Origin of the sequence: Citrobacter sp. Cpo103, assembly GCF_030332605.1 — a bacterium.
In the GTDB taxonomy this organism is placed as follows: Bacteria; Pseudomonadota; Gammaproteobacteria; order Enterobacterales; family Enterobacteriaceae; genus Citrobacter; species Citrobacter portucalensis.
Genome location: NZ_JAOWHO010000019.1, coordinates 64,786 through 83,304 on the forward strand (window position 1 = coordinate 64,786; position 18,519 = coordinate 83,304).

General features: G+C 52.5%; 22 protein-coding genes. 11 read left to right on the forward strand and 11 right to left on the reverse strand.

What is annotated here, in order from left to right; all coding sequences use genetic code 11:
* Positions 1–388 precede the first annotated feature (388 nt).
* The 4 genes from mnmL to mtgA all read left to right on the forward strand — a co-directional run bounded on the left by mnmL (position 389) and on the right by mtgA (position 5,449).
* Positions 389–1,318 carry a tRNA modification radical SAM protein MnmL/YtqA gene (gene mnmL, locus OGX89_RS01385; protein ID WP_008785937.1) on the forward strand — a complete coding sequence of 310 codons (930 nt, stop codon included), beginning with the start codon at positions 389–391 and terminating at the stop codon, positions 1,316–1,318.
* Positions 1,319–1,513: 195 nt separating this feature from the next.
* Positions 1,514–3,850: an aerobic respiration two-component sensor histidine kinase ArcB gene (gene arcB / locus OGX89_RS01390; protein WP_003828775.1), complete on the forward strand. Its 2,337-nt coding sequence runs from the start codon at positions 1,514–1,516 to the stop codon at positions 3,848–3,850.
* Between the two features lie 229 nt (positions 3,851–4,079).
* Positions 4,080–4,733, forward strand: coding sequence for an isoprenoid biosynthesis glyoxalase ElbB (gene elbB, locus OGX89_RS01395; protein ID WP_003828774.1), 654 nt, complete (start codon positions 4,080–4,082; stop codon positions 4,731–4,733).
* Positions 4,730–5,449, forward strand: coding sequence for a monofunctional biosynthetic peptidoglycan transglycosylase (gene mtgA / locus OGX89_RS01400; protein WP_003828772.1), 720 nt, complete (start codon positions 4,730–4,732; stop codon positions 5,447–5,449). Before elbB ends, mtgA begins: the two co-directional genes overlap by 4 nt.
* A 66-nt stretch (positions 5,450–5,515) precedes the next feature.
* Here the strand turns inward: mtgA and npr are convergent, their stop codons facing one another.
* The 11 genes from npr to OGX89_RS01455 form a co-directional block, all read right to left on the reverse strand.
* The gene (npr, locus tag OGX89_RS01405) at positions 5,516–5,788 is read right to left on the reverse strand and encodes a PTS phosphocarrier protein NPr (protein WP_003828770.1); all 273 of its coding nucleotides are present in this window, start codon (positions 5,786–5,788) and stop codon (positions 5,516–5,518) included.
* Positions 5,785–6,639: an RNase adapter RapZ gene (gene rapZ, locus OGX89_RS01410; RefSeq protein ID WP_003025085.1), complete on the reverse strand. Its 855-nt coding sequence runs from the start codon at positions 6,637–6,639 to the stop codon at positions 5,785–5,787. Before rapZ ends, npr begins: the two co-directional genes overlap by 4 nt.
* Before the next feature lie 45 nt (positions 6,640–6,684).
* Positions 6,685–7,176: a PTS IIA-like nitrogen regulatory protein PtsN gene (ptsN, locus tag OGX89_RS01415; RefSeq protein ID WP_003025083.1), complete on the reverse strand. Its 492-nt coding sequence runs from the start codon at positions 7,174–7,176 to the stop codon at positions 6,685–6,687.
* Positions 7,177–7,259: 83 nt separating this feature from the next.
* Complete coding sequence (hpf, locus tag OGX89_RS01420) at positions 7,260–7,547, reverse strand: ribosome hibernation promoting factor (protein ID WP_003025078.1); 288 nt, start codon at positions 7,545–7,547, stop codon at positions 7,260–7,262.
* Between the two features lie 22 nt (positions 7,548–7,569).
* A complete protein-coding gene (rpoN, locus tag OGX89_RS01425) occupies positions 7,570–9,003 on the reverse strand; it encodes an RNA polymerase factor sigma-54 (protein ID WP_032934192.1) in 1,434 nt (477 codons plus the stop codon).
* Between the two features lie 46 nt (positions 9,004–9,049).
* Positions 9,050–9,775, reverse strand: coding sequence for an LPS export ABC transporter ATP-binding protein (gene lptB, locus OGX89_RS01430; RefSeq protein WP_003828761.1), 726 nt, complete (start codon positions 9,773–9,775; stop codon positions 9,050–9,052).
* Positions 9,776–9,781: 6 nt separating this feature from the next.
* Complete coding sequence (lptA, locus tag OGX89_RS01435; protein WP_003828759.1) at positions 9,782–10,330, reverse strand: lipopolysaccharide ABC transporter substrate-binding protein LptA; 549 nt, start codon at positions 10,328–10,330, stop codon at positions 9,782–9,784.
* Positions 10,299–10,874, reverse strand: coding sequence for an LPS export ABC transporter periplasmic protein LptC (gene lptC / locus OGX89_RS01440; protein ID WP_003828757.1), 576 nt, complete (start codon positions 10,872–10,874; stop codon positions 10,299–10,301). The genes lptA and lptC overlap by 32 nt, the downstream gene beginning before the upstream one ends.
* Entirely contained in the window at positions 10,871–11,437 is a 567-nt protein-coding gene (gene kdsC, locus OGX89_RS01445; protein ID WP_003828755.1) for a 3-deoxy-manno-octulosonate-8-phosphatase KdsC, read from the reverse strand. The genes lptC and kdsC overlap by 4 nt, the downstream gene beginning before the upstream one ends.
* A 20-nt stretch (positions 11,438–11,457) precedes the next feature.
* The gene (kdsD, locus tag OGX89_RS01450) at positions 11,458–12,444 is read right to left on the reverse strand and encodes an arabinose-5-phosphate isomerase KdsD (protein WP_126956972.1); all 987 of its coding nucleotides are present in this window, start codon (positions 12,442–12,444) and stop codon (positions 11,458–11,460) included.
* A 13-nt stretch (positions 12,445–12,457) separates the two neighbouring features.
* On the reverse strand, positions 12,458–13,435 hold the full coding sequence (locus OGX89_RS01455; RefSeq protein ID WP_003828751.1) for a calcium/sodium antiporter: 978 nt from the start codon (positions 13,433–13,435) through the stop codon (positions 12,458–12,460).
* A gap of 215 nt (positions 13,436–13,650) precedes the next feature.
* Between OGX89_RS01455 and mlaF the strand changes: the two genes are divergently transcribed.
* The 7 genes from mlaF (at position 13,651) to murA (ending at position 18,499) form a co-directional block, all read left to right on the forward strand.
* The gene (mlaF, locus tag OGX89_RS01460; RefSeq protein WP_003828749.1) at positions 13,651–14,463 is read left to right on the forward strand and encodes a phospholipid ABC transporter ATP-binding protein MlaF; all 813 of its coding nucleotides are present in this window, start codon (positions 13,651–13,653) and stop codon (positions 14,461–14,463) included.
* Positions 14,464–14,470: 7 nt separating this feature from the next.
* Complete coding sequence (gene mlaE / locus OGX89_RS01465) at positions 14,471–15,253, forward strand: lipid asymmetry maintenance ABC transporter permease subunit MlaE (protein ID WP_003025053.1); 783 nt, start codon at positions 14,471–14,473, stop codon at positions 15,251–15,253.
* A 4-nt stretch (positions 15,254–15,257) separates the two neighbouring features.
* Positions 15,258–15,815, forward strand: a complete 558-nt coding sequence (gene mlaD / locus OGX89_RS01470) for an outer membrane lipid asymmetry maintenance protein MlaD (RefSeq protein ID WP_003828747.1) — start codon at positions 15,258–15,260, stop codon at positions 15,813–15,815.
* Between the two features lie 18 nt (positions 15,816–15,833).
* Positions 15,834–16,469: a phospholipid-binding protein MlaC gene (gene mlaC / locus OGX89_RS01475; RefSeq protein WP_003025047.1), complete on the forward strand. Its 636-nt coding sequence runs from the start codon at positions 15,834–15,836 to the stop codon at positions 16,467–16,469.
* On the forward strand, positions 16,469–16,762 hold the full coding sequence (mlaB, locus tag OGX89_RS01480) for a lipid asymmetry maintenance protein MlaB (protein WP_003828745.1): 294 nt from the start codon (positions 16,469–16,471) through the stop codon (positions 16,760–16,762). The genes mlaC and mlaB overlap by 1 nt, the downstream gene beginning before the upstream one ends.
* A gap of 169 nt (positions 16,763–16,931) precedes the next feature.
* On the forward strand, positions 16,932–17,186 hold the full coding sequence (gene ibaG / locus OGX89_RS01485) for a BolA family iron metabolism protein IbaG (RefSeq protein ID WP_003025040.1): 255 nt from the start codon (positions 16,932–16,934) through the stop codon (positions 17,184–17,186).
* 53 nt (positions 17,187–17,239) lie between these two features.
* A complete protein-coding gene (gene murA, locus OGX89_RS01490) occupies positions 17,240–18,499 on the forward strand; it encodes a UDP-N-acetylglucosamine 1-carboxyvinyltransferase (RefSeq protein WP_003828741.1) in 1,260 nt (419 codons plus the stop codon).
* Positions 18,500–18,519 lie beyond the last annotated feature (20 nt).

The window sequence follows — 18,519 nt, forward strand, 5'->3', positions numbered from 1 at the left end:
ATTAACTTTATGAATATATTGAAATTTAAGGCTTTTTTACATTGATTTAACGCAAGGGGAATGGAGTGCGAAGTGTGATCTGTCTCACTGTCAGAAAGGCTGTATATCCCCCGTCCTCCCTTTGTTTATCGCTATGCTTGGCATTTTATGCTGGTTTTTAGAGTTTTGGCGTCTTAAAGATACTGTTTTTATGCTGAGAGTATAAGAAGATAAAAAAAACAGTCGGATATAAGGAAAAGTAATTTCATTTTGAATGAATGAAATTTCGATTATTTTGATTCGTTATGCAATAAATAAAGGCACGCCAGGGCGATTGATCCAGGTCATCGCCGACTGGGGCAAAAAATGGCAGGCTTTGGCCTCTTTTCAAGGCGCGGTCTACCAGATTATGCAGTTACAGAAATTAGTCAATATGTTTGGTGGGGATCTTTCTCGCCGTTACGGGCAAAAGGTTCATAAACTCACGCTTCACGGCGGCTTTAGCTGTCCAAATCGTGATGGCACCATCGGACGTGGTGGATGTACTTTCTGCAATGTCGCCTCGTTTGCCGATGAAGCACAGCAGCACCATTCTATTGCCGAGCAGCTTGAGCATCAGGCGCATCTGGTCAATCGCGCGAAACGCTATCTGGCCTATTTCCAGGCCTATACCAGCACCTTTGCTGAAGTGCAGGTGCTGCGTTCGATGTATCAGCAGGCGGTCAGCCAGGCCAGTATCGTCGGGTTATGCGTTGGGACGCGCCCCGACTGCGTGCCGGATGCGGTACTTGATCTGCTTTGCGAGTATAAAGACCTCGGCTATGAGGTATGGCTGGAACTCGGTTTGCAAACTGCGCATGACAAAACCTTGCACCGTATTAACCGCGGCCATGATTTTGCCTGTTACCAACGCACTACGCGACTGGCACGCGAGCGCGGGCTGAAAGTGTGCTCACACCTGATTGTCGGTCTGCCGGGAGAAGGGCAGGCAGAATGCCTGCAAACCATGGAACGTGTGGTGGAGACGGGTGTTGATGGTATTAAGCTGCACCCGCTGCATATTGTGAAAGGCAGTACGATGGCGAAAGCCTGGGAAGCCGGGCGGCTGAACGGAATTGAACTGGACGACTATACGGTTACCGCCGGGGAGATGATCCGTCATACGCCGCCAGAGGTGATTTATCATCGAATTTCCGCCAGCGCGCGCCGCCCAACGCTGTTGGCACCTCTATGGTGTGAAAACCGCTGGACCGGCATGGTCGAACTGGATAAGTACCTTAACAAGTACGGTGTGCAAGGCTCGGCGCTCGGTACGCCATGGGTGCTGCCTGAGAACTAACTCTCCGTAGGCCGGATAAGGCAAAGCCGACATCCGGCAATCTGCGCCTACTTACCTGATGGCGCTTTGCTTATCAGGCCTACGATGGCCTCTCCGCGGTCATTTCACCGATAACCTCCGCATTTCTTGCACAATCTTCAACGTCACGCTGAGAATTGAGTATTATTGTGCCAAGTTGTCGTGAAGGAACCCTCTATGAAGCAAATCCGTATGCTGGCGCAATATTACGTCGACCTGATGATGAAGTTAGGTCTGGTGCGCTTTTCGCTGCTGTTGGCGCTGGCTCTGGTCGTGTTGGCAATTGTGGTGCAGATGGCTGTCACCATGGTGCTGCATGGCCAGGTAGAAAGCATTGATGTCATCCGCTCTATCTTTTTTGGTCTGTTAATTACCCCCTGGGCCGTCTATTTCTTGTCCGTGGTGGTGGAGCAACTTGAGGAGTCCCGGCAGCGCCTGTCACGACTGGTACAAAAGCTGGAAGAGATGCGCGAGCGCGATCTCAAGCTCAATGTGCAGCTGAAAGATAATATTGCCCAGCTCAATCAGGAAATTGTTGAGCGTGAAAAAGCCGAAGCAGAGCGCCAGGAAACATTCGAGCAACTGAAGGTTGAAATCAAAGAGCGCGAAGAGGCGCAGATCCAGCTTGAGCAACAGTCTTCCTTTTTACGCTCTTTCCTTGATGCCTCGCCGGATCTGGTTTTTTATCGCAATGAAGATAAGGAGTTTTCCGGCTGTAACCGTGCCATGGAGCTGCTGACTGGCAAAAGCGAAAAGCAGCTGGTGAACTTAAAACCGGCTGACGTTTACTCTCCTGAAGCGGCTGAAAAGGTGATTGAGACCGACGAGAAGGTGTTCCGTCATAATGTTTCGCTCACCTACGAACAGTGGCTGGACTACCCGGATGGGCGCAAAGCCTGCTTTGAAATTCGCAAAGTGCCTTACTATGACCGCGTAGGTAAGCGACATGGTCTGATGGGCTTTGGACGCGATATTACCGAGCGTAAGCGTTATCAGGATGCGCTTGAGCGCGCCAGCCGCGATAAGACCACCTTTATTTCTACCATCAGCCACGAGCTGCGCACCCCGCTTAACGGCATTGTAGGCTTAAGCCGGATCCTGCTGGATACGGATCTAACCGCGGAGCAGGAAAAATACCTGAAAACAATCCACGTCTCTGCTGTGACGCTGGGGAATATATTCAACGATATTATCGACATGGATAAGATGGAGCGACGTAAAGTCCAGCTCGATAACCAGCCGATCGATTTCACCAGTTTTATGGCGGATCTGGAAAACCTCTCTGGCCTACAGGCGCAGCAAAAGGGTCTGCGTTTTGTGCTTGAGCCGACGTTACCCCTGCCGCATAAGGTCATTACCGACGGAACGCGTCTGCGTCAGATCCTGTGGAATCTGATCAGCAACGCCGTGAAGTTTACCCAGCAGGGGCAGGTGACCGTGCGGGCGCGCTATGACCAGGGGAATATGCTGCATTTCGAAGTTGAAGATTCCGGCATCGGCATTCCGCAGGATGAGCAGGATAAAATCTTCGCTATGTATTATCAGGTGAAGGACAGTAACGGCGGTAAACCGGCAACGGGGACAGGGATTGGTTTGGCCGTGTCGAAGCGTCTGGCGAAAAACATGGGCGGTGATATTACGGTTTCCAGCCAGGCAGGAAAAGGGTCTATCTTTACGCTGACCGTGCATGCCCCTGCGGTAGCGGAAGAGATTGAAGACGCGTTTGAAGACGATGAACTGCCGCTGCCAGCCCTGAATGTGCTGCTGGTGGAAGACATTGAGCTGAACGTTATTGTTGCGCGCTCCGTGCTGGAAAAATTAGGCAACAGCGTGGATGTCGCGATGACCGGGAAAGCCGCGCTGGAAATGTTTACGCCGGGTGAATATGACCTGGTGTTGTTGGATATTCAGCTACCGGATATGACCGGTCTGGATATCTCGCGGGAGCTCACGCAAAAATACGCCCGTGAAGATCTGCCACCGCTGGTCGCACTCACCGCCAACGTACTGAAAGATAAAAAAGAGTATCTGGACGCAGGCATGGACGACGTGCTGAGTAAGCCGCTGTCGGTTCCGGCACTAACCGCCATGATCAAAAAATACTGGGATACCCGAAACGAAGAGGAGAGCACTGTGACATCTGAAGAAAGCAGTAAATCGCAAGCGCTGTTAGATATTCCTATGTTGGAACAATACCTCGAGCTGGTGGGACCGAAGTTAATTACCGACGGGCTGGCGGTGTTTGAGAAGATGATGCCGGGATATTTGAGCGTGCTGGAGTCCAATCTGACGGCACGGGATAAAAAAGGTGTTGTTGAGGAAGGCCATAAAATTAAAGGCGCAGCAGGTTCAGTGGGGCTGCGTCACCTGCAACAGCTAGGTCAGCAAATCCAGTCGCCGGATCTTCCTGCCTGGGAAGATAACGTTGCTGAATGGATTGAAGAGATGAAGCAGGAGTGGCAGCACGACGTGGCAGTATTAAAAGCCTGGGTGGCGAGCGTGGAAAAAAAATGACCCCGGCTTGACCGGGGTGCGCGAATACTGCGCCAACACCAGGGAAATCGTGGCTGCGCCGTAAATTATTATCATTGTTTACAAGGGCGCAGCCCTAATTTTCAGGCCGCACGCAGTTAAGATAGCAAATCTTAAATAATTTGTTACATGAATCAGTTAAATGTGTGAAGCGTAGCATTTAAATCATAATAACTAATATGTTTCAGCCAGTTGAGAAAGGAGTATCACGATGAAAAAAGTGGGTGTAGTGCTCAGCGGATGCGGCGTGTATGACGGTGCAGAGATCCATGAAACTGTTCTCACGCTTCTGGCCATTGCCCGCAACGGCGCTCAGGCTGTCTGTTTCGCACCAGATAAACAACAAGCGGATGTGATTAATCATCTGACCGGCGAGCCGATGCTGGAAACTCGCAATGTGCTGATTGAAGCCGCGCGCATCACACGTGGCGATATTCGCCCACTTGCGCAGGCAGTCTCATCGGAACTGGATGCGTTGATCGTGCCGGGTGGGTTTGGTGCGGCCAAAAATCTGAGCAATTTTGCCAGTCAGGGCAGCGAATGCCGGGTTGACAGCGATTTAGCCGCGCTGGCGGTGGCCATGCATCAGGCGGGTAAGCCGTTGGGATTTATGTGCATTGCGCCTGCCATGTTACCTAAAATTTTTGACTTCCCGCTGCGTCTGACCATCGGCACTGATATCGACACGGCAGAGGTGCTGGAAGAGATGGGCGCTGAGCATGTGCCTTGTCCGGTTGATGACATTGTCGTCGATGAAGACAACAAAATCGTCACCACGCCTGCCTATATGCTGGCGCAGGACATCGCTCAGGCTGCGAGTGGCATCGATAAACTGGTATCGCGTGTGTTGGTGCTGACTGAATGAGAAAAGGAGTAACCGCCTTTCTGCGACGTATTTTTCTGCGGGTGGTGGTTGTCCTCGCCGTATTCTGGGGCGGAGGTATCGCACTTTTCAGCGTGATGCCTGTGCCTTTCTCGGCGGTGATGGTCGAGCGACAGCTGGGCGCATGGCTGTCCGGTGATTTCGGCTATGTGGCGCACTCGGACTGGGTGAGTATGGATGAGATCTCACCGTGGATGGGACTGGCGGTGATTGCTGCGGAGGATCAGAAGTTTCCCGACCACTGGGGGTTTGACGTCACCGCCATAGAGAAAGCGCTGGCGCACAATGAACGCAATGAAAACCGCATTCGCGGGGCGTCGACGTTATCGCAACAGACGGCGAAAAACCTGTTTTTATGGGATGGACGCAGCTGGGTGCGTAAAGGTCTCGAAGCCGGGCTAACGCTGGGTATGGAAACCGTCTGGAGTAAGAAACGTATTCTGACCGTCTATTTGAATATCGCCGAGTTTGGCGATGGGATATTTGGCGTGGAGGCGGCGGCGCAACGGTATTTTCATAAACCGGCCAGTCGGTTGAGCCTGTCTGAAGCGGCCTTGCTGGCGGCAGTATTGCCCAATCCTTTGCGTTTTAAGGCGAATGCGCCTTCTGGTTATGTGCGTAACCGCCAGGCTTGGATTATGCGCCAAATGCGTCAGTTAGGTGGTGAGTCGTTTATGCGGGAAAATAAGCTGTATTAGCGTAGTTATTGCCGGATGCGGCGTAAACGCCTTATCCGGCCTACTGGCTACGTTCTGTGTACTCGATTAATCTTCATCAAACCCTGAATTAAACAGGGCAATCACTGCGGCCAGGGCTTCTACTTCCTGTGGTCCCGTGGCTTCGACTTCTATCTGACGCCCTTTGGCTGAATCCAGCATCAGCAGGGCGATAACGCTGTTGGCCTCGGCCTCCGTTCCTTCATCATTACGCAGCAAAACTTCTGCTTCGAAACCCTGCATCAATTCAAACAGTTTCATCGCTGGGCGGGCATGCATGCCCAGCTTATTGGTGATTTCAACGGTTTGCTTCACGGTCATGATTTACGTTTTTCCAGCGTACGATGGCGTGACTGCACGTTTTTACCGCGTGAGCGGAAGTAGTCTGCCAGCTGCTCTGCAATATACACCGAACGGTGTTTCCCGCCGGTACAGCCGATGGCTACGGTAAGGTAGCTACGGTTGTTGGTCTCCAGCATGGGTAACCATAGCTCGAGATAGCTGCGAGTCTGGTAGATAAAATTGTGTACTTCTGTGTGCCTGTCGAGGAATGCGGCGACAGGGCGGTCAAGACCGGTCATTGGGCGCAGCTTCGGATCCCAGTGTGGGTTAGGCAGGAAGCGCACGTCAAAGACGTAATCCGCATCAATCGGGATACCGTGTTTGAAACCAAAGGATTCGAATACCATCGTCAATTCACGTTCACGTTTACCCAGCAGTCGGGTACGTAACATTTCCGCCAGTTCGTGTACGGACATTTCGGAGGTATCAACGATCAGATCAGCGCGAGAGCGCAGAGGCTCCAGCAAATCGCTTTCCTTATCGATAGCGCTTTCCAGAGACAAGTTCTTGCTGGAGAGCGGGTGTAAACGGCGCGTGTCGCTGTAGCGACGAATCAGCGTGTTACGGTCTGCATCAAGGAACAGCAGCTGTGGTGAGAAACCCTCGGGCAGATTATTCATTGCCTGCTCGAAAATTTCCGGGGACTCAGGCATGTTGCGCACATCAATGCTGACGGCCGCAGAAATCTGGCGATCGGCCAGTGTACGAGCCAGATCGGGCAACAGCACTACGGGAAGGTTATCCACGCAGTAAAAACCCATATCTTCCAGCGCACGCAGGGCGACAGATTTACCTGACCCTGAACGGCCGCTGACGATCATCAGTACCATGTACTGTTTCTCCTCACAACGACAAAAAAGGATGCCATTGGGTTGTTATGCTTCATCCTGTCCACCTTCGGTGTCCGTGATGATTTGATACAACTCCTGGTCACTCTGCGCGGCGCGCAGACGACGACAGATGGTTTTATCTGCCAGACGTTTTGCGACCAGTGACAACGTATGCAAATGCGTCTTGGTTTGGTCTGCCGGGACCAGCAGGGCGAAAAGCAGATCGACAGGTTGATTATCAATGGCGTCGAAGGCGATGGGTGTTTCGAGTTGAACAAACACACCAACCGCGCGCATCGTGTCTTCTTCCAGCTTTCCGTGCGGGATAGCAATACCATTACCGATGCCGGTACTGCCCATTTTTTCACGCGTCAGAATGGCTTCAAATACCACCTGAGAAGGCAAGCTAAGCTGTTTTGCCGCAAGTTCGCTGATGATTTCCAGTGCGCGTTTCTTGCTTTGGCAGTGAACGCCTGCGCGCGTACATTCCTGGTTAAGAACAGTGCTCAGTTGTAGAGTCGTATCGTTATTTGTCATAATTTCACCTAAGCGCTAACTGTACAAATGGCCCGTTGTGCTACACAACAGGCCGTCCTGCACCCGCTAACTGCCCGGACAAGTTAGTGCTGTTTCAGTTTATCTTTATGTTTTGTTAACTGCCGAGCCAGTTTATCAATTAAACCGTCAATGGCGGCGTACATATCCTGACCTTCCGCGCTGGCATGAATTTCGCCACCGTTCACATGCAGTGTTGCATCCGAGATATGTGTAACCTTCTCCACTTTCAACACAATATAGACCTGATTAATCCGGTCGAAATATTGTTCGAGCTTGGCAAATTTTGTATTCACAAAATCGCGCAGGGCTTCGGTGATTTCGACGTTGTTTCCAGTGATGTTGAGCTGCATAGTGTCTTCCTTATCGGTTGGGTCACACCAGCTGTTTGCGCTGGTTAGACGGCGGAATGGATAAAGACTCTCGGTACTTCGCAACGGTGCGGCGTGCCACCATGATACCCTGTTCTGACAGCATAGAGGTTAACTTGCTGTCACTCAGCGGTTTCGCGGGGTTTTCCGCAGCAATTAATTTCTTCACCAGCGCACGGATAGCTGTGGATGAGGCTTCACCTCCGCCTTCAGTGTTAACGTGACTGGAAAAGAAATACTTCAATTCAAAAATGCCGCGCGGACTGTGCAGATACTTTTGCGTGGTCACACGGGAAATGGTCGATTCGTGCATCTCGACGGCCTGGGCGATATCCGCCAGTACCATCGGTTTCATATACTCTTCGCCTTGTTCAAAGAAAGCTTGCTGCTGCTCAACGATGCAGCGGCTGACGCGCAGCAACGTATCATTGCGGCTTTCCAGGCTTTTAATCAGCCACTTCGCATCTTGCAGATTGCTACGAATAAACTGGCTGTCGGCATCGTTGCGCGCGCTATTGCACATCGCGGCGTAGTGCTGGTTAATCTGTAAGCGCGGAATGCTGTCGCCGTTGAGTTCGACCACCCAGCGATCGTTATGCTTACGCACCAGCACATCCGGAATGACGTACTCCGGCTCGCCAGTCTGGATCGACTGCCCTGGGCGGGGATCAAGCGACTGGATGAGGTTGACGGCTTCTTTCAGCACGTCTTCTTTCAGTCGGGTCACGCGCATCAGCGTGCGGAAGTCATGGTTGGCTAACAGATCGAGATGATCGCTGATGATCAGGCGCGCTTCATCCAGCCACGGTGTGGCTTTATCAAACTGCGAAAGTTGGATCAGTAAGCAGTCACGGAGATCTTTGGCGGCCACGCCAACGGGATCAAAGCGCTGAACGCGTTTAAGCACGGCTTCGATTTCGTCCATACCGACGTCGTCATCGCCCATGCTTTCGAGAATATCGTCCAGGGTCACGGTGAGATAACCGGTTTCGTCTACCGCATCCACAATGGATGTCGCAATGGCGCGATCGGTATCCGAGAACGGGGTCAGTTCCACTTGCCACATCAGGTAATCCTGTAGTGATTGCGTGGTCTCACCCTGATAGACAGGCAGTTCGTCGTCGATGTAATCTCCGCTGGTGCCCGAAGGCGTCCCGGCGGTGTAAATTTCATCCCAACTGGCGTCAAGCGGCAACTCCTCAGGCATCTCTTTTTGTTCGAGTGCATCTGCGGTGTCGAGGGTTTCGCTGTCCTGTTTTTCCTGGGTATCAATTTCGTCGTGAAGATCGGTTTGCTCGAGCAGTGGGTTACTTTCCAGCGCTTGCTGAAGTTCTTGCTGAAGTTCCAGCGTGGACAACTGCAACAGACGGATAGCCTGTTGTAGCTGAGGCGTCATCGCCAGTTGTTGGCTAAGCCTGAGTTGCAAACCTTGCTTCATGTTCAGAGTTGTTTTCTCCTGCAGTGACGTGAAGTCTTCTACCCTATCAGAGTCTGAAGTCTTCCCCAAGGTATACGCGCTTAACGTGCTCATCCTGCAGTATTTCTGTTGGCGTGCCGTGCGCGATCAGGTGTCCCTGACTTACGATATAGGCGCGCTCACACACTGCCAGCGTTTCGCGGACGTTGTGGTCGGTAATCAGCACGCCAAGGCCGCTGTCGCGCAGGTGTTCGATGATCCGTTTGATATCAATAACGGAAATTGGGTCAACACCGGCAAACGGTTCATCCAGCAGGATAAATTTCGGATTGGCGGCCAGTGCGCGAGCGATCTCCACGCGGCGTCGTTCACCACCGGAGAGCGACTGACCTAAGCTGTCGCGCAGGTGCTCGATGTGGAATTCTTCCATCAGCTCGTTAGCGCGATCTTCCCGCTGCTCGCTGGTCAGATCGTCACGAATTTGCAGCACCGCCATCAGGTTATCAAACACGCTCAGGCGACGGAAAATCGATGCTTCCTGCGGTAAGTAGCCGATGCCGCGACGCGCGCGCGCATGCAGAGGCAGCAGACTGATGTCTTCGTCATCAATGATAATGTTACCCGCATCGCGCGGGACAATGCCGACTACCATGTAAAAGGTTGTTGTCTTGCCTGCACCGTTAGGACCGAGCAGACCGACGATCTCCCCGGAGTTGACGGTCAGACTGACATCTTCAACCACACGACGGCCTTTATAGGCTTTTGCAAGGTTCTTTGCAGTTAATGTTGCCATAACGAATCAGTTACCTTTTTTCTCTGCCGGAGCCTTGTTTTTGTCCTGCAACTGCGACGGAACCAGAACGGTGGTGACGCGTTTGCCTTTATCGCTGAAGGCCTGCATTTTCTGCTCTTTTACCAGATAAGTGATCTTATCGCCCGTGATGTTGCTATCGAGCTGTTCCAGATACGCCTTGCCGGTGAGAACGACAAAGTCTTTCGCCAGTTCATAGTGCATCTGAGAGGCGTGGCCTTTAACCGGTTTACCGTTGTCCTGCATCTGGTAAAACGTTGCTGGATTGCCATAGCCATCAATCACTTCTTTGCCGTCTTCACCGCCAGGACGGGTCACGACGACTTTATCGGCGTTAATTTTGATGGTGCCCTGAGTCACAATCACGTTGCCAGTAAACGTCACCACGTTGCCCTGCATATCCAGGGACTGCTGGTCCGATTCAATGTGAATCGGCTGCTCGGTATCGCCGGTGACGGCAAATGCCGGAATGCTGGCGGCCAGAAGTGAGCTGGCAAGTACAAGATTAAGGCTGAGTTTGTTTGTTTTGGATTTCATATGAGGTTCTAACCTTTTCAATCAGCTCGGCGTTCTTGCTGCGTAAGTTGCCGCGCATCTTCAGTCCGCTGGAGTTAAATGTTGTGCCATACAACGTCACCAGATCATCGGAAGTGACGTCTTGTGTCACCAGGTTAATCTGCGCGTTATCGGTCGTAATTCTGCGTAGTTGAGAGTCAGGCACCAGGGCGTTAACCTCAACATGGCCGTACAGATACAGCATCCGATCGTTGGTCAATTTGGCTTTATCGGCCTTGATCGTCCAGGTCGGTACTTTATCCTTATCAAACGTGGTTAATACCGGTTGAGTAAACCACGAAACCGCTTGTTCCGAATAATATTCAACGTGTTGTGCGATCAAGTGATAGCTCAGCGCGCCTTCCGGACTATACACGACGGTATCAGTATGTTCGCTCTTATAGGTTGGCTCGTTGTTATTGACGACGACCTGAGCGGTGTCATCTTTGTCTGCCAGATTAATACCAATCATCACAAGGACAGCCAGCGACAGTAGAATGATAACCCAACGTCTGGTTTTGCTCATATCGATTGCCCTTTGGCCTCGTCCAGTTTGCCCTGCGCCAGGAGTAATAAATCGCAGACTTCACGCACAGCGCCACGTCCCCCATCAATGCGGGTGACATAATCAGCTCGCGGGATCAGCAAAGGGTGGGCATCTGCCACCGCGACGCTTAATCCCACTTTAGCCATCACCGGCCAGTCGATCAGGTCATCGCCAACATAGGCGACATTCTCCGGCGCGATCGCCAGTTTGCTAAGGAGATCGCCAAAGGCAACCAGTTTGTCTGACTGCCCCTGATACAGGTGGGTGATCCCCAAAGTGGTACAGCGATCTTCTACAAGTTTAGCCTTTCGTCCGGTAATAATGGCAACCTCAATACCGGAAGTGAGCGCACAGCGAATTCCGTAACCATCACGGACGTTAAAAGCCTTCAGCTCTTCACCGTTGTTGCCCATATAAATCAGACCATCAGACAGTACGCCATCCACATCCAGGATCAGCAAACGGATGTTTTCTGCCCGGGTGATAACGTCTGCGCTGACGGGTCCATAACAGGTCGCAAGCGACGCACCTGCTTTACTCATTTTCGTTATCCTTGAGTTTCTTACACTACACCTGCACGCAGCAGATCATGCATATGTAACACACCGAGTAACTGGTCGCCATCAGCAACCATTACCGAGGTGATATGACGGGACTGCATTAAGTTCAGGGCATCGACGGCAAGAATGCCCGGACGCACGCGAATGCCTCCAGGGGTCATCACATCGGCAATGCCTAACTGGCGTACATCAACGCCCATATCGAAGACACGACGTAAATCGCCATCGGTGAAAATACCGTCAATCTTCATGGCATCATCGCAAATGACGGTCATGCCGAGATTTTTACGCGTGATCTCAAGTAAGGCGTCACGCAGGCTGGCGTTTTTGGTCACATGCGGGATCTCGTCGCCCGTATGCATAATATCGTTAACGCGCAGTAAAAGCTTACGGCCCAGTGCGCCACCGGGATGAGACAACGCAAAATCTTCCGCGGTAAAGCCGCGCGCTTTTAATAACGCCACCGCCAGGGCATCGCCCATCACCAATGTTGCTGTCGTACTGCTGGTCGGCGCCAGGCCTAACGGACAAGCTTCCTTGGGCACTTTAACACACAGATGCACATCTGCCGCACGCGCCATACTGCTTTCAGGACGACCGGTCATGCAGATAAGCGGTACATGAAGACGTTTTAATACCGGGATCAGCGCCGCTATCTCATTGGATTCACCGGAGTTAGAGATGGCGATGACCACATCCTGCGGCGAGACCATACCCAGATCGCCATGTGCGGCTTCGCCAGGATGTACGAAAAATGAGGGGGTACCGGTGCTGGCAAATGTGGCCGCCATTTTCCGTCCTATATGTCCTGATTTCCCCATCCCCATCACCACGACTTTGCCCGGGCAGCTGAATATTTTTTCGCATGCGAGAGTAAAATTTTGGTTGATGTACTGATCAAGCTCCGCCAGGCCTTCACGTTCAATTGCCAGGACTTCCTTGCCTGCTTGCTGAAAGTCAAAACCCGGTTGCAACTCTAAGTGCGACATAATGCGTTTCCAGTTATCCAACGAGAAGTGGCGATAACCAATACAGCATCGCCAGCCATATGATAAAACCGCCGGTCAGCAGCGCACCTGCGCCGCGACCAATCTGGCGCGGACGTCGCCAGCAGAGTAGTGCAAAAATCACGCTCACCAGCAGCATGACGCTATAGTCACGGGTGAAGGCCATTGGATTGACTTCACCCGGCGTAATCAGCGCCGGTAGCCCGAGGACGATAACGATATTAAAAATGTTTGCGCCGATAATGTTACCGACGGCAATATCGTTTTCACCTTTACGCAGACCCGCAATCGCTGTTGCCAGCTCCGGCAGGCTGGTACCAATGGCGACCACTGTTAGCCCGATAGTAAGTTCGCTCATGGCGAAATAGTTCGCCAGCACGGTAGCGTTATCCACCACCATACGTGTTGCCATTGGCATAATAATCAGCGCAATGCCCAGCCACAAAAACGCGACAGGTAACCCGCCTTCACGCGGTAGCTCAGCTATCTGCTCACGTGTCAGGCTGTCATTGCCTTGTCGCTCGGCCAGACGGGCGATTTTAACAATGAATAGCAGCCATAGCACGGCCAGAAGCAGAAGAAAGAAACCGTCGCTGCGGCTTAACTGTCCGTCATACAGGACGGATGCAGCTAAAATACTTACCAGCAACATTAGCGGTAATTCACGACGCAGAACATCAGAATGCACGGTAAAAGGATGAATCAGCGCCGACAGGCCTAAAATAAGCAGAATGTTGGTGATGTTAGAACCTATGGCGGTCCCGACAGCCAGATCGAGTTGCCCATTCATCGATGCGGCAACGGAGACAATTATTTCGGGTAACGACGTACCCATGCTGACCACGGTCATTCCGATGATAATGGGAGGAATACCGAAATTTCGACATAAAATGGATGCGGCAAATACCAGACGGTCGGCACCGTAGACCACCAGAAGTAAACCAATTATTAACAGCGCCGTCGCTAAAAGCATCTAAAGTCCTTTCTTCAGGTATACTCGCCGGTCCACTTGAAGGATCTTCTGGAAGCCGTAACGAAGTCTTAATTTTGACTTTATGCGGCTAAAAAGTAAAACAAATGCCAGCTTTCGCTAACCAGGACAGGCAATAATCTGTAAATATGTTGGGTTCAGGGCTAAATTGAGCGCCAAACTCTTCGATCAACGAGGCAATAGTAAAGGATGAATCAATGGGTCAGTCTGTGGCGAATCTAGTCGATATGCGCGATGTCAGCTTTTCCCGGGGTGACCGCTGCATCTTTGATAATATTTCCCTGACGGTACCGCGCGGTAAGGTGACGGCGATCATGGGGCCATCAGGCATCGGCAAAACGACGCTGTTGCGTCTGATTGGCGGACAGATCCCCCCGGATAAGGGCGAGATCCTGTTTGACGGTGAGAACGTCCCGGCCATGTCCCGTTCGCGTTTATTTACCGTGCGTAAGCGCATGAGTATGCTGTTTCAGTCTGGTGCGCTATTTACCGACATGAATGTTTTTGACAACGTCGCGTACCCTCTGCGCGAGCATACGACGTTGCCAGCGCCGTTGCTGAAGAGCACGGTGATGATGAAGCTCGAGGCCGTCGGCCTGCGGGGTGCGGCCAAATTAATGCCTTCTGAATTATCCGGTGGGATGGCGCGTCGCGCCGCGTTAGCACGTGCTATCGCGCTGGAGCCAGACCTCATCATGTTTGATGAGCCGTTCGTCGGCCAGGATCCCATCACCATGGGCGTTCTGGTGAAGCTGATTTCAGAACTGAACAGCGCGCTGGGCGTCACCTGTGTGGTGGTATCCCATGATGTGCCTGAGGTACTGAGTATTGCGGATTACGCCTATATAATGGCGGACAAAAAAATAGTGGCCTACGGTAGTGCTCAGGCGCTACAAGAAAATGCCGATCCGCGCGTACGCCAGTTCCTTGACGGCATTGCCGATGGACCGGTTCCGTTCCGTTACCCGGCGGGCGACTACCACATCGATTTACTCAAAACAGGGAGTTAAGCCACCCATGTTGTTAAATGCGCTGGCATCACTCGGACATCGGGGAATAAAAACCCTCAGGACGTTCGGGCGAGCCGGATTAATGTTGTTCAATGCGGTTGTCGGCAAGCCGGAGTTTCGCAAACATGCGCCGCTGCTGATACGCCAGCTCTATAATGTCGGTGTCTTATCGATGCTGATCATTATTGTTTCTGGCGTGTTCATCGGTATGGTGCTGGGGTTGCAGGGATACCTGGTGCTGACGACTTACAGCGCGGAAACCAGCCTCGGTATGCTGGTGGCACTGTCATTGTTACGTGAGCTGGGACCGGTTGTTGCGGCGCTGCTGTTTGCCGGGCGGGCCGGGTCGGCCTTAACCGCAGAAATTGGCCTGATGCGGGCGACCGAACAGCTTTCCAGTCTGGAAATGATGGCCGTCGATCCACTGCGCCGGGTGATTTCCCCACGTTTTTGGGCCGGTGTTATTTCATTGCCGCTGCTGACGATTATTTTTGTCGCAGTCGGGATCTGGGGTGGTTCACTGGTTGGCGTAAGCTGGAAGGGTATTGATGCGGGCTTTTTCTGGTCGGCTATGCAAAATGCCGTCGACTGGCGTCTGGACCTGGTCAACTGTCTGATTAAGAGCGTGGTGTTCGCCATTACGGTCACATGGATTGCATTGTTCAATGGTTATGATGCGATCCCGACCTCTGCCGGGATTAGCCGGGCAACGACACGCACCGTTGTGCACGCCTCTCTTGCCGTTCTGGGGCTGGATTTTGTGCTGACCGCACTGATGTTTGGGAATTGAGTTCATGCAAACGAAAAAAAATGAAATTTGGGTCGGGTTATTCTTGCTGGTTGCGCTGTTGGCAGCGCTGTTTGTGTGCCTGAAGGCAGCGAACGTCACCTCAATGCGTACTGAGCCGACTTACACGATTTATGCGACCTTTGATAATATCGGCGGCCTGAGAGAGCGTTCTCCGGTGCGGATTGGCGGGGTGGTAGTTGGACGCGTATCGGACATCTCGTTAGATCCGAAAACGTACCTGCCGCGCGTGACGCTGGAAATCGAATCGCGTTTTAACCATATTCCTGACACCAGTTCTCTGAGCATCCGTACTTCCGGTCTGCTGGGCGAACAGTATCTGGCATTGAACGTGGGTTTTGAAGATCCTGAGCTGGGAACGTCTATCCTCAAAGATGGCGGTACGATTCAGGACACGAAATCCGCGATGGTGCTGGAAGATATGATTGGTCAGTTCCTTTACAACAGCAACAGTAAAGGTGATGACAATAAGAATTCTGGCGATGCGCCAGCCGCAACTGACGGCAATAATGAAGCCACTACGCCTGCGGGCGCAACGAAATAATCTCAGGAGAATCGACGTATGTTTAAACGATTGATGATGGTGGCTATGCTGGTGATTGCTCCACTTAGCGCGGCAACCGCAGCAGACCAGACTAACCCGTACAAACTGATGGATGAGGCGGCGCAGAAGACCTTTGACCGTCTGAAAAACGAGCAACCAAAAATCCGTTCCAACCCCGATTACCTGCGTCAGGTCGTCGATCAGGAACTGCTGCCTTATGTGCAGGTTAAGTATGCCGGTGCGCTGGTGCTGGGCCGTTACTACAAAGATGCGACTCCTGCCCAACGTGAAGCCTATTTTGCCGCATTCCGTGAATATCTGAAGCAGGCTTACGGCCAGGCACTGGCGATGTACCACGGCCAGACCTATCAGATTGCCCCTGAACAACCGCTGGGTGATGCGACTATCGTACCTATCCGCGTAACCATCATCGATCCAAACGGTCGTCCTCCGGTACGTCTGGATTTCCAGTGGCGTAAAAACTCCCAGACCGGTAACTGGCAGGCGTATGACATGATCGCCGAAGGCGTAAGTATGATCACCACCAAACAAAATGAGTGGAGCGACCTGCTGCGTACCAAAGGTATTGATGGCCTGACGGCGCAGCTGAAATCTATTTCTCAGCAGAAAATCACGCTGGAAGAGAAAAAATAATGGCGCAGTCACTCACCTGGACGCGCGAAGGCGACAAGCTGGTGCTGGTGGGAGAGCTGGATCAGGACGTGTTAAATCCCTTATGGGATGCGCGAATTGAGGCGATGAAAGGGGTATCCTGCATCGACCTGAACCAGGTATCCCGGGTAGATACCGGCGGTTTGGCGTTACTGTTGCATCTGATTAATCAAGGCAAGCAGCAGGGAAATAGCGTTTCGCTCACTGGCGTTAACGATAAAGTGTACACGCTGGCGCAGCTTTACAATCTGCCTGACGACGTCCTTCCGCGTTAATTTTTCCAGGCCGGATAAGGTCTTGTGCCGCTATCCGGCAAAACCCCTGAGGGGGATCTGCCACTAAAGCCTTGTCTGATTTATCAGCGAGGCTTTTTGCTTATTTATGACAGCGCCACTTTGCTCTAAGATGTTGGGCTGTTTTCACTATCTGACGAATGAAGAGCCCATGGAAAATAATGAAATTCAGAGCGTGCTGATGAATGCACTCTCCCTCCAGGAAGTCCACGTTTCTGGCGACGGCAGTCACTTTCAGGTTATTGCCGTGGGTGAGATGTTTGAAGGCATGAGCCGGGTCAAGAAGCAGCAATCGGTCTATGGCCCGTTGATGGAGTACATTGCGGACAACCGCATTCATGCCGTGTCGATTAAGGCGTTTACCCCAGCGGAATGGGCGCGCGATCGCAAACTTAACGGTTTTTGAGCTACGGGTGATGTGCCGGTAGCGAAGATAAATTCTTAACAGAGAACAGAATAATGGATAAATTTCGTGTTCAGGGGCCAACCAAGCTCCAGGGCGAAGTCACAATTTCAGGCGCTAAAAATGCCGCACTGCCGATCCTGTTTGCGGCGCTGCTGGCTGAAGAACCAGTAGAGATCCAAAACGTCCCGAAACTGAAGGACGTTGACACCTCGATGAAGCTGCTGAGCCAGCTGGGTGCGAAAGTTGAGCGTAATGGTTCCGTGCACATTGATGCGCGTGATGTAAACGTCTTCTGTGCGCCGTACGATCTGGTGAAAACCATGCGTGCATCCATCTGGGCGCTCGGGCCGCTGGTTGCCCGCTTTGGTCAGGGCCAGGTATCACTGCCGGGCGGCTGCACCATCGGTGCGCGTCCGGTTGACCTGCACATTACCGGTCTGGAGCAGTTAGGCGCGACTATCAAGCTGGAAGAAGGCTATGTGAAGGCGTCCGTTGATGGCCGTCTGAAAGGCGCGCATATCGTCATGGACAAAGTGAGCGTCGGTGCGACGGTCACCATTATGTGCGCAGCAACGCTTGCCGAAGGCACCACCGTCATCGAAAACGCCGCGCGCGAGCCGGAGATTGTGGATACCGCGAACTTCCTGATTGCGCTGGGTGCGAAGATCACGGGTCAGGGCACCGACCGTATTACCATCGAAGGCGTTGAGCGTCTCGGCGGTGGTGTTTATCGCGTTCTGCCAGATCGTATCGAAACCGGTACCTTCCTGGTGGCGGCGGCAATTTCTCGCGGCAAAATTATCTGCCGTAATGCACAGCCGGACACGCTGGATGCCGTTCTGGCGAAGCTGCGTGATGCGGGTGCGGATATTGAAGTTGGCGACGACTGGATAAGCCTCGATATGCACGGTAAACGTCCGAAAGCGGTCAATGTGCGTACTGCACCGCATCCGGCATTCCCAACTGATATGCAGGCCCAGTTCACGCTGCTGAACCTGGTAGCTGAAGGAACCGGCTTCATCACGGAGACCGTGTTTGAGAACCGCTTTATGCACGTGCCTGAGCTGAGCCGTATGGGTGCTCACGCAGAAATCGAAAGCAATACCGTGATTTGCCACGGCGTGGAAACGCTCTCTGGCGCACAGGTTATGGCGACCGATCTGCGCGCATCTGCAAGCCTGGTGCTGGCAGGGTGTATTGCTGAAGGTACGACGGTAGTCGACCGTATTTATCACATCGATCGCGGCTATGAGCGCATCGAGGATAAACTGCGTGCGCTGGGCGCAAACATTGAGCGCGTGAAAGGCGAGTAATCGTCAACGTCTCTTGTAAC